The organism is Halobacillus sp., assembly GCF_049282395.1.
In the GTDB taxonomy this organism is placed as follows: domain Bacteria; phylum Bacillota; class Bacilli; order Bacillales; family Halobacillaceae; genus Halobacillus.
The window spans coordinates 1-11531 of record NZ_JBAPTY010000010.1; the positions used below are offsets into that span (position 1 = coordinate 1).

An 11531-nucleotide genomic window follows, 5' to 3' on the forward strand; every position below is an offset into this window, starting at 1 on the left:
GGTGAGACTATCCATTTAGGAATAAGAGAAGATGCAGAAGTCATCTATGTGGATAAAGTAGAGCGGTATGCTCCGATTCGTATGTACTCTTCTGTTGGAAAGCGGGCCCCGTTATATTGCACGGGCATTGGAAAAGCCTTGCTCGCTTTTGCTTCCAATGAAGCAGAGGATCATCTAATGAGTACCATCACACTAAAGAAGTTTACGCCCCATACCATTACGGATAAGGATGAGCTGAAAAAGCACCTGGAGCACATACGCGAACGGGGTTATTCGATAGATAATGAAGAGCATGAAGAGGGGATCCGTTGTACAGCAGCACCGATTTGGAATCATCGCGGCGAAGCGATAGCGGCTATTAGCGTGGCTGGTTCCACTTCAAGGATGACAGAAGAAAAAGTTGAATCTTGTACGGGCAGTCTCTTGCACACCGCACTTGAGATTTCACGTAGGCTTGGATATTGAAAAAGAGATAGATAGTTGACAAAGACAGTTGGAATACTTTAGTTTTCTAGTAGTTGATCTTTTTTTATAATTATAAAATGGAACGGTGTTCCGTAATGAGGAACTTCCGGAGGGGAGACTTTAATGACAGTACTAGAAAAGATCGAAAAGGAAAAACTGGTTGCCATTCTAAGGCTGCAAGATACCAAATCTCTTGAGTCCATAGTGAAAAGTCTATATGACGGCGGGATTCGTATTCTTGAAATAACGATGAATACACCACGTGCACTGGAGACCATTCAACAAGTGAAGAAGCAATATCCTGATATGATCGTTGGAGCAGGGACCGTACTTGATGGCAGCTCGGCCCGCGAAGCTATTCACTCAGGGGCCGATTTCATGCTGGCGCCGACGTTGAAGGAGGAAACCATTCAAACTGGAAACCGTTACGGCATCCCAGTGATTCCGGGCGTTTTTACACCAACCGAAGTTTTAACGGCCTACGAGTACGGGGCATCCCTGGTAAAGGTTTTTCCTGCAACTCAGGTGAATGCTCGTTATATAAAGGATTTAAAAGGCCCCATGCCCTTCATTAATGGAATGGCGGTCGGAGGGATTTCATCATCGAATTTAGAAGAGTATTTGAAAACGGGCTGGCACTCCGTTGGGCTTGGGAGTGCATTGGTTCATCCAACATGGGTAGAACAAGAAGAGTTTTATAAAATTGAAGCAGCAGCGAGAGAGCTTGTGGCCATTCGAGATCAAGTCTTTAAAGATTGAGGAGGGGCGTTATGGCGAAAATAATCATCGATTGCGGAACGACCAATTCCCGTCTGCGTCTGGCAGCAGGGGAAGAAGGTCAGATGACCGATGTTTTAAAAATAGAAGCCGGTATCCGAAATACGGCAATGGATGGAAATACAGATCGTCTAAAATCGTATTTGCAAGAAGGGATTCGGTCACTGGTGGAGCGTAATGGACTAGAACTATCAGATGTGGATTATATGGCGGCTTCTGGCATGATCACATCAAATATCGGTCTTTTCGAAGTTCCACATGTGACTGGCCCTGCAGGGGTGAAAGATTTAGCTGCTCAAGCAAAAATGGTCAGGCTCGAAGAATTTTTTCAAATTCCCTGTTTGTTTATTCCGGGTATGAAGAGTATCAGTCTCGAAGGAACGGCAGAAAGTAGTTCGATAGATGAGTATGATGTGATGCGCGGGGAAGAAGTGGAATCGATTGGGCTTTGGAATCAGCAGCGGCCGCATGGTGAAGGACTAATGGTTTTGCCAGGCTCCCATACGAAATTCGTATTTGTCGAAGAGAATGGTACCCTGAAGAAAAGTTACACTACACTTGCTGGCGAACTTTTGAAAGCGGTTCAATCAGAAACGATACTGTCCGGCTCGCTCAAGGAGGAGCTAATTGAGTCTTTCATCTCTCGTTACTTTGATGAAGGGTTTACATCGTGTGAGAAAGTCGGAGTCACACGGGCTTTGTTCCACGTTCGTCTCCTGGATCTGCAAGGTAAAGTTAATGCTAATGAACGAGCCAACTATATGGCTGGCGTCCTTTTTCATGAAGATTGGAAAGCTCTTAAACTTGCACTCTCAAAGCTGGATAGACTTGATTGGGTTATGGTTGGAGGTTCCAGTCCGCTCAGAGAATTGTTTGTTTATCTACTGCAAAAACTTGAACAGGATTGTGAAATTCGTGAACTTGATGAAAAAAGCAGTGATATGGCCGCGTTTCATGGAGCGCTGGAAGTCATAAAAGCTTATGAGGAGGAACAGAATGAAAATTAGAAGTTATGAACTATTTCAAGTACCGCCTAGGTGGTTATTCTTAAAGATTGAAACGGATGAAGGCATTGCCGGGTGGGGAGAACCTGTAATTGAAGGAAGAGCTCACACGGTAAAGGCAGCCGTTGAAGAACTGATGGAGAATTTGATCGGTAAGGATCCTTTCCGCATTGAGGATCACTGGAATATGCTATACCGTTCTGGCTTTTACCGGGGTGGCCCGATTCTGATGAGTGCTCTTTCGGGAATTGACCAGGCCTTATGGGATATTAAAGGGAAGTATTACAATGCTCCCATCTATCAACTGCTCGGCGGAGCGTGTCGTGATTCTATTAAAATTTACTCCTGGATTGGCGGCGACCGGCCATCTGACGTGGGACAGGCAGCCAAGGAGGCAGTAGACACAGGTTTTCAGGCCATCAAAATGAATGGAACGGAAGAAGTGCAGTATCTTGATTCATATGAAAAAATTGATCAGACAGTGGAACGTGTAGCATCCGTACGTGAAGCGGTTGGAAAAGGAGTAGGGATAGGAATCGATTTCCACGGGCGTGTTCACAAACCTATGGCTAAAGTACTGGCCAAAGAACTGGAACCTTATCGCCCGATGTTCCTTGAAGAACCTGTACTTGCTGAGAACAATGAAGGACTGAGAGAAATTGCCCAGCATACCCATATTCCTATTGCTACTGGTGAACGAATGTTCTCTCGCTGGGACTTTAAGAATCTATTATCCGATGGTTATGTTGATGTCATCCAGCCGGACATCTCCCACGCTGGAGGAATTACGGAAACCAAGAAGATCGCTTCAATGGCGGAGGCGTACGATGTAGCCCTGGCTCCGCATTGTCCACTTGGACCTATCGCTCTTGCTTCCTGCCTGCACGTGGACGCTACATCTCATAACGCAACCATTCAAGAGCAGAGCCTGGGGATTCATTATAATAAAGACAATGATCTGCTGGATTATATAAAAGACCGTAGTGTGTTTGATTATGAGAATGGTTTTGTGAAGATTCCACAGGGGCCTGGACTCGGCATTGAAATTGACGAAGAGTATGTCAGAGAACGAGCAAAAGAAGGGCATAACTGGCATAATCCGATATGGCGTCACGATGATAACAGTATAGCTGAATGGTAAGGGAAAAAGGAAAGCCCTATTAAACGGGGGCTTTCCTTTTTCAATGAAAAAAATTTTATTCCACCTTGAGCTGGATGGAAATCCTTATTATGGGAGTGGGCAAGGGATGCGAGCACGATTCTTGTGAAAATTAGTTTCATAAATAGGGTTGAATTGAAAAAAATTTTATGTATAATCATTAGTGAAAGAAAAAAATTTCGTTAGCAAATCCAGCTTTTAAAAGATATTTTTTTCTGCGAATTGAAAGCGGTTACCGTTTAACTTATTAATCTAGCACATGTCGTGGAGGAAAATGATATGAAAAGAGAACTTATTGTCGCCATCGATATTGGTACAACCAGTACGAAAACATTAGCTTACGATCAGGAAGGTCGTATATATGCGGAGGTAGAAAAAGAGTATCCGCTCTTATCTCCTGAAGCGGATCGTAAAGAACAGAATCCCGATGAAATCTATGAGGCTGTTATTTATACACTGACAGAGGTTTCACGCACGGTTAAACAAAAAGGCAGAGAGGTCGCTGCTGTCAGTTTCAGCGCAGCTATGCACAGTCTTTTGGCTGTAGACGAAGATGGACGTTTGCTGACCAACGCTCTTACATGGGCTGATCAGCGTTCAGTTAAAGAAGCGGAAGAGCTGAAAGCGGGAAGAGGACATGAAATTTACTTGCGCACTGGAACGCCGGTGCACCCGATGTCTCCACTTACAAAATTGATTTGGATGAAACGTCATGAACCTGAACTGTTTGCTAAGACGTCTAAATGGATTTCCCTTAAGGAATACGTTTTCTACAAGTTATTTAACCGTTTCGTCGTCGATCATTCCATTGCATCTTCAACAGGTCTCTTTAACTTAAAGGAACTGACCTGGGATCAAGAAGCTCTGGAAATAGCAGGAGTATCAGCGGAACAGCTGTCTGAACCTGTGCCTACGACAGAAATCATTCGCGGACTTTCCAGTGAACATGCTGAGGCACTGGGCCTTGACTCTGAAACACCTTTTGTAATCGGTGCCAGTGATGGAGTACTTGCGAACATAGGTGTTGGGGCGATTACGCCTGGCTCAATTGCCTGTACGGTAGGAACAAGTGGAGCGATTCGAACAGTGGTGTCTGAGCCGGCGGTTGATCCCAAAGGCAGAACGTTCTGCTACGCGCTTACAGAAGATCAGTGGGTAATTGGCGGACCGATTAATAACGGTGGGATTTCATTCCGCTGGGTGCGTGATCAATTGTTTCCGGACTTACAAGAGAAAGCAGCTGCCAATGGGGAGAGTGCTTACGACGAATTAACCAGACGTGCCTCCAGTGTAAGTGCCGGGTCAGGCGGATTGTTGTTCTTACCTTACTTAACGGGAGAGCGCGCTCCATTCTGGGACGCAGACACAAAAGGTGTTTTCTTCGGATTGACACTTGATCATGGAAGAGATCATATGATTCGCAGTGTTCTTGAAGGCGTCATGTTCCAAATGTATTCGGTTGCGCTTGCACTGACAGAAGCGGGTGTGGAGCCGGTAGAATACCGCGCAGGCGGAGGATTCGCACGCTCTGAGCTGTGGCGCCAGATTATGACAGACATGTTTGAGACGGACATGATCATTCCAGAAAGCCACCAGGGCTCATGCTTAGGTGCTGCCTGGCTTGCTATGAAGTCTTTAAACTGGATTGACGATCTCTCAAGTATCCAGAACATTCTTCAAACGACAGTGAAACACACACCGATTGCAGAGAATGTGCACACGTATCGCCTATTGAAGCCGATTTATTTAAGATTAGCCCGGAAACTTCCGGATGAATTCAGTGCTATTTCAGACGTTCAGCGTGAGCTTATGGAACATAATCAATAATTAGTAATTAAAGAGAGGAGAAGATTAAAATGGAATCGACAGCGGGGTTAGTGATTGTAGCCGTATTAGCGGTTGTGGCCTTATTATTTTTAGTTATGAAAACCAAGCTTCAAGCCTTTGTAGCGTTACTTACCGTCAGTATTTTAGTTGGTTTGGCCGTAGGAATGAATCCAGGAGATATCATAACAACAATTGAGGACGGAATGGGAGGTACCCTTGGTTACGTAGCCGTAATTATCGGTCTTGGTGCCATGTTTGGTGAAATCCTTCGTGTTTCAGGAGGAGCGGAACGACTCGCTCTTACACTAATTGATAAATTTGGAGAAAAGAATATTAGCTGGGCACTCGGCCTAACTGGTTTTATTGTATCGATCCCGGTTTTCCTTGATGTTGCGCTCGTTATCTTAGTTCCAATGCTTTACAGTTTGACACAGCGTACGAAAAAATCTTTATTATACTTTGGTATTCCATTACTTGCGGGTCTTGCGGTTACGCATAGTTTCATCCCGCCGACTCCTGGTCCGATCGCCGTAGCTTCCTTGCTTGGCGCAGACCTGGGCTGGGTCATCCTATTCGGTTTCCTAGCTGGTATTCCGGCTATGATTCTTGCGGGACCAGTCTTTGGTAAGTATATTTCCAATAAAATTCACGTTGGAGTTCCAGAATATATGCTCGAACAAGTGAAGAATGTGGATTACGATCAAAAGAACCTTCCTAGCTTCGGAAGTGTTGTAGCGATCATTACCCTTCCCCTTGTGTTGATTCTAATCAATACGTTGTCAGGTCTTGTGCTGCCCGATGACAGCACCGCACAGAGCATTCTTACGTTCGTGGGTCACCCATTTGTCGCATTAACGATAGCGGCATTGCTTACGTTCTACATTTTCGGAATTAAACGCGGTTATTCTAAGGAACAAGTACAGGAAATTACGACGAAAGCCCTTGAACCGGCTGGTATTATTATCTTAGTAACTGGTGCCGGTGGCGTATTTGGTGAAATGCTGATTCAATCTGGAATTGGAGATATTCTTGCCAATGCCATGGAACAGACGCAGATGCCAATCCTTGTATTTGCCTTCCTTACAGCTACAGTGGTACGTGTCGCGCAAGGTTCTGCTACCGTTTCTATGATCACAGCGGCTGGACTAGTTTCTCCACTACTTGATAGCTTTGATGTGAGTGAACCTATGCTCGGGCTACTGGTTATTGCTATTGCATCTGGTGCAACGGTTGTATCTCACGTTAACGACTCTGGTTTCTGGCTGGTTAACCGTTACTTCGGGTTGACGGAAAAAGAAACGCTTCAATCCTGGACGGTTATGGAAACTATTATCGGTCTAGTAGGATTTGGTGTTGCATTGATCTTGAGCATCTTTGTATAAAAACAATGAAGAGACTTCCTTTATAGGGAGTCTCTTTTTTGTGATCTCGTTTTTTTATATCTTCATACAGTTAGGCTTCCGATAGGCGTAGACTTCTGTGATGAAGATCGAAATACCCTCTAACAGCGTCTGTTTTAATAGGTCGGCTCCTTATAAACAAATTTCGTTAATAATCTGTTGAATTTTCAGAAAACTAGATATATAGTAAAAATATTGAGGCTGTTCTTCTAATGACGAGGATGGCTTTTCTATTAGCAAATAACATACTATCCAGTTAGTATGTAAATAAATTCCGGAGGTGAATGTTTACATGGGAATGGTAGAAACTGTACTTGGTCCGTTGGAGACAGAGAAGTTAGGGAAAACATTGATTCATGAGCATTTCTATTTTGGTTATCCAGGATTTCAAGGTGATATGACACTTGGAGGATTTGACTTTGAAGAGAAAAAGCGTCAGGGCATAGAAATTGCGGAAATGGTCCAACAGCAAGGGGTTGAAACAGTGGTGGATCCGACGCCCAATGAGTGTGGGCGTGACGTTCGGCTGCTCCAAGCTGTTTCGGAAGCTACTGGGCTGAACATTATTTGCGCAACCGGCTTTTATTATGAAGGTGAAGGAGCAACTCCATATTTTAAGTTCCGCCAGCAGCTGGGAACGGCAGAAGAAGAAATTTATGAAATGTTCATGGAAGAGATTACACATGGAATTGAAGGGACAGGTATTAAACCAGGGATTATTAAACTTGCCTCCAGCAAAAACGAAATTACATCTTATGAACGTATGTTTTTTCGAGCAGCGGTAAGGGCACAGAAAGAGACAGGTATTGTGCTTTTAACACATACCCAGGAGGGAACAATGGGGCCTGAGCAGGCGGCGTTTCTAATTGAAGAGGGGGCAGATCCTTCAAAAGTTGTTATTGGCCATATGTGTGGAGCAACCGATATAAATCAGCACTTACAGGTACTGAATCAGGGAGTTTATATGGCGATGGACCGATGGGGATTACAGGGAATTGTAGGAGCACCTATGGACGAAGAGAGGAAGGCTGTACTCGCAGGTTTGCTTGCTTTAGGTTTTGAAAAACAATTGTTTCTTTCCCATGATACGGTCAATGTATGGTGGGGGCGTCCTCCCGTTTTACCCGATCAGCTTATGAATTTACTTCAAAACTGGCAGCCGGATCACTTATTTAAACGAGTAGTGCCAGAGCTTAAAGAAAAGAATGCGATAACAGAAGAACAGCTGGCGCAAATCTTTATTTCGAATAGCTCTCGTTTATTTTCATAAGCGGTCAATATTAATCCGGGGAACTCCTACGGGCATTCTACTGTGAATCATACAAAAAGCACATCCGATGGATGGGCATCGAATGTGCTTTCTATTAATATATGAATGCTGCTCCTACGATGATAAGGAGAATAAACAATACGCCTATTAAAGCAAAACCGCCTCCGTAACCGTATCCTCCATAGCCACGATATCCTCCGCAGCCACCGAAACCGCCATATCCGAATCCCATAAAAATCACTCCTGTTTAATAGTTGAGGCTCTCTGGCTGCCTCTTTACTTATATCGTATGGGCAAGAATGAATAGTGGCTGTGTGTCTCATTGAGATGGAGAAATTGTAAGCTGAATTACATAACCGTCTACTTTCTTTGAATTCAAAATAAGTGAATGTTATAGTTACTTTGTACCAACCGGTTGGTTTTGAGCTTTTATCGTATTGGGGAATACAGATAAGTGATCGAACGTCAGGGCAATTCACCTAGCAAAATGGCTGCTCCTATCTTCCTTCCTTGAAAAGGAGGATAGGCGGTCGTGTTTATGTACCGGCCAGTAGGTATAAAAATACGGATTGGGTGATATTGTGAGTGAAAAGAAAAGAGAAATCATTAGCGCTGCAGCTGAGTTAATCCACACAAAAGGTTATGAGGCCACAAAATTGAGTGATATTATGCAGGCTTCCGATATAGGAAAAGGTCAGTTCTATCACTATTTCTCTTCAAAAAGAGAGTTAGGTTTAACAATTGTGGATTATTATGCTGAAATGTGGGATCGGGAATTGATACAGGGTGTTTTTCACTCTTCTTTTTCTGCAGAAAAAAAGATGGAAAACATGTTGGAATGGGCCGTGAATTATCATGTGAACACTCAAGCACTCAGTGGCTGCCCCTTTGGAAACCTGGCTATTGAAATGAGTGAACATGATGAAGAATTCCGTCTTAAGATCAATAATCTGATCGATCAATGGATTTATCATCTTGCTGACGTAATGAAAGACTTACGCGGGGAAGAGCAGGCTTTACAGCATGCTCGTGTTGTGGTTGCTCAAATTGAAGGTGGGATTCTGTTAATGAAAAATTATCAGGACATTTCCATCTTAAAAGATATTATTGCTATGATTCGATTAAACTATCTAGATAAAGGAGAATGATTCAATTGGCTAAAATGAACGAAAAAATTTCAGCAGTGGCAAAAGGCATGAACACGAAAAGTACAGCTCGCGATCACCAGATCGTAATTGATGAGCCAGCAAAAATGGGTGGAAGCGACGAAGGTGCCAATCCTCTTGAGACATTGCTTGCTTCACTGGCTGGCTGTGAGAATGCCGTAGCCAACTTTGTGGCTAAAGAAATGGAATTTGATCTTCAGGGCATTGATTTTGAGATCAATGGAGAATTGGATTCCAGAGGAATGATGGGAGAAAAAGGTGTACGCCCATATTTCCAGAAAGTTACGGTTAATGCTACAGTGCACACCAGTGAATCAGAAGAGCGCGTGAAAGAATTACAAGAAACGGTAGACTCCCGCTGCCCTGTTTATACGACACTTGAAGCAGCAGATGTTGAACTTACCCCGAATTGGGTTAAAGCATAATTGCAGGTAAAAAAGCTGGAGCAGAAAGGTATACTTTTCTGCTCCAGCTTTTTTAGTTTTTTGAATTGGCAGAGTCACTGTCTTTTTCAAGTCGCAGCGCTTTGGTAGTCAATGGCTCCGCTTATACAGCACAGCGGTTTGGGCCAACTTCCATTTCGCGTTTTTTGTCCTGATCTGGATCTTTTTGACCCATATTAATTTGACGGATTTCTTCGTGACTATTGGGCTGTGGAGGCAGTCCATCCGTGACGAGGTGTCTGAACTCCTCATCGTCTTCTACATTTAAACGGTCATTTTGCTCATATAGCTCGGCAAGCTTCGCCTGAACAGTGCCGTTTTGATTTATTTCCTTCATAGCACCGAAGTGAGCCGGCAGTACCGTTAAGTCCTGAGAAAGAAGCTGATAACGCTCATATAGTGTTTTACGCAGGTCATCCACCCAGTCATCGGCTTTTCCAGCCAGATCCGGACGGCCGATAGAGTCTAAGAACAGAATATCACCTGTGAGCAAGTACTGATTATCTACAATAAAGCTTGTACTTCCTATCGTGTGACCTGGTGAATAAAAGGCAGAGATTTTAGCGGTACCGCCCACGGTAATCTCGCTCCCGTCTTCGAGTTTGTTATAATTGAACGTTAAGCCTTCGTCATCTTTAGGCGGGAAGTAATAATCGGCTTCTGTTTGATCAGATAATGATTTTCCACCTGAGATGTGGTCGGCATGGAGATGAGTATCCAGAACATATTGGATGGATACTCCTTTTTCATCCGCAAAATTCTTATAAGTGTCTGTCATACGAACCGCATCTACTACGGCAGCTTCACCATTGGAAATAATCATGTAGGATAGGCATCCTTTACCAAGGCGAAGGAATTGATAAAGTTCTCCTCCTCCAGAAAGATCCCCAATTTTCATAGGTTCTAAATGTTCGCTCCAGGCTGTCATACCACCTTCCACGTAGGTGACGGCCGTGACTCCAGCCTCTTCCAGCATTTCCACACCTTTTTGGGAGGAAATCCCTTTTGCGCAAACTACATAGATCGTCTGATCTTCAGGAAGTTGTTCTTTTACAGAAGATGGATCGTTCTCCAACTTTTTATAAGGGACGTTAAGACTGCGGACATTCTCGCCTTCAATGGCCCAATCATTGAAATCTTCTTCTTTCCTAATATCAAGAATGAATACTTCTTTGTTTGAGAGAATTTTTTGTGCCAGCTGTTTAGCTGTTAATGGTTGTAATGCCATAATTACCCCTCCAATTTAAAATCGTTAGAATAAAATATCTGACCATACTTTAATAGCTGTTCCTGCAATTAATAATGCTAAAATCCATTGCAGTACTTTTGTGTTCGTGTTTTGTCCTGCTTTAGCTCCAAGCTGGGAAGTGAGGATGCTTGCAATGGCAATGACGGCTGCAGGCAAGAGTGGAACGTCTCCAGAAAAAAGCTTACCTGTTACCGATCCTATTGAGGAAATGAACGTTATTGCCAAGGAAGAAGCAATCGTGATTCTCGTCGGTATTCGAAGCATAACGAGCATGATAGGGACAAGTAAGAATGCTCCTCCTGCTCCCACAATACCGGCACCTATTCCGACAATAAAGGCAGAACCAGAGGCAATCCATTTATTGAAGGATATATTTTCCGACTGCTCATTGCTGGATTTGGCAGGGATGAACATCATAACGACCGCTATCAAAGCTAATATAGCATAGATTAAGTTTATGATGTGTTCGGATAGATACTTTGCTCCAAAACCGCCGATGAGGCTGCCTATTAAAACAGCAATTCCCATATATAAAATCAGTGGTTTATAGAGTTGGTTTCCTTTCCGATACCCGAGTACTCCTCCAAAAGAAGCGGCTAATACTTGCACAGCTACGACGCCTGCCGCTGCATGGGCACTGAATCCGCTAAACCCGAGTAGAGGAGGGATATAGAGAAGCATCGGATAATTGACTATGGCGCCTCCTATCCCGACAAGTCCAGATAGGAAGGAACCTGCCAGACCAATAATAAATACTGTGATTAAAAAAGC

11 protein-coding genes and 1 pseudogene are annotated in these 11531 nt (G+C 43.8%); 9 read left to right on the forward strand and 3 right to left on the reverse strand.

Annotated features, from left to right (window positions below; translation table 11 throughout):
- The 7 genes from WAM07_RS00425 to WAM07_RS00455 form a co-directional block, all read left to right on the forward strand.
- Positions 1-465: IclR family transcriptional regulator (locus tag WAM07_RS00425; RefSeq protein WP_422163823.1), on the forward strand; the 465-nt coding region annotated here is incomplete at its 5' end.
- 123 nt (positions 466-588) lie between these two features.
- On the forward strand, positions 589-1224 hold the full coding sequence (locus tag WAM07_RS00430) for a bifunctional 4-hydroxy-2-oxoglutarate aldolase/2-dehydro-3-deoxy-phosphogluconate aldolase (RefSeq protein WP_422163825.1): 636 nt from the start codon (positions 589-591) through the stop codon (positions 1222-1224).
- 11 nt (positions 1225-1235) lie between these two features.
- Positions 1236-2249 (forward strand): 2-dehydro-3-deoxygalactonokinase, encoded by a 1014-nt coding sequence (locus tag WAM07_RS00435; protein ID WP_422163827.1) that lies wholly within the window; start codon positions 1236-1238, stop codon positions 2247-2249.
- Positions 2239-3387 carry a galactonate dehydratase gene (gene dgoD, locus WAM07_RS00440; RefSeq protein ID WP_089751425.1) on the forward strand — a complete coding sequence of 383 codons (1149 nt, stop codon included), beginning with the start codon at positions 2239-2241 and terminating at the stop codon, positions 3385-3387. The genes WAM07_RS00435 and dgoD overlap by 11 nt, the downstream gene beginning before the upstream one ends.
- A gap of 297 nt (positions 3388-3684) precedes the next feature.
- Entirely contained in the window at positions 3685-5232 is a 1548-nt protein-coding gene (gene gntK / locus WAM07_RS00445) for a gluconokinase (RefSeq protein WP_422163829.1), read from the forward strand.
- Between the two features lie 29 nt (positions 5233-5261).
- The gene (locus WAM07_RS00450) at positions 5262-6614 is read left to right on the forward strand and encodes a GntP family permease (RefSeq protein WP_422163831.1); all 1353 of its coding nucleotides are present in this window, start codon (positions 5262-5264) and stop codon (positions 6612-6614) included.
- A gap of 310 nt (positions 6615-6924) precedes the next feature.
- Complete coding sequence (locus WAM07_RS00455) at positions 6925-7902, forward strand: phosphotriesterase family protein (RefSeq protein ID WP_422163832.1); 978 nt, start codon at positions 6925-6927, stop codon at positions 7900-7902.
- Positions 7903-7996: 94 nt separating this feature from the next.
- Here the strand turns inward: WAM07_RS00455 and WAM07_RS00460 are convergent.
- Positions 7997-8074: pseudogene (locus WAM07_RS00460) on the reverse strand (YjcZ family sporulation protein); the annotation flags it as partial.
- Positions 8075-8483: 409 nt separating this feature from the next.
- Between WAM07_RS00460 and WAM07_RS00465 the strand changes: the two are divergent.
- Positions 8484-9050: a TetR/AcrR family transcriptional regulator gene (locus tag WAM07_RS00465; protein ID WP_422163834.1), complete on the forward strand. Its 567-nt coding sequence runs from the start codon at positions 8484-8486 to the stop codon at positions 9048-9050.
- Positions 9047-9493 carry an OsmC family protein gene (locus WAM07_RS00470; RefSeq protein ID WP_422163836.1) on the forward strand — a complete coding sequence of 149 codons (447 nt, stop codon included), beginning with the start codon at positions 9047-9049 and terminating at the stop codon, positions 9491-9493. The genes WAM07_RS00465 and WAM07_RS00470 overlap by 4 nt, the downstream gene beginning before the upstream one ends.
- Positions 9494-9614: 121 nt before the next feature.
- Here the strand turns inward: WAM07_RS00470 and WAM07_RS00475 are convergent, their stop codons facing one another.
- Positions 9615-10739 carry an MBL fold metallo-hydrolase gene (locus WAM07_RS00475; protein ID WP_422163838.1) on the reverse strand — a complete coding sequence of 375 codons (1125 nt, stop codon included), beginning with the start codon at positions 10737-10739 and terminating at the stop codon, positions 9615-9617.
- Between the two features lie 24 nt (positions 10740-10763).
- Positions 10764-11531, reverse strand: a 768-nt coding sequence (locus tag WAM07_RS00480; protein WP_422163840.1) for a sulfite exporter TauE/SafE family protein, incomplete at its 5' end; no start/stop codon positions are given.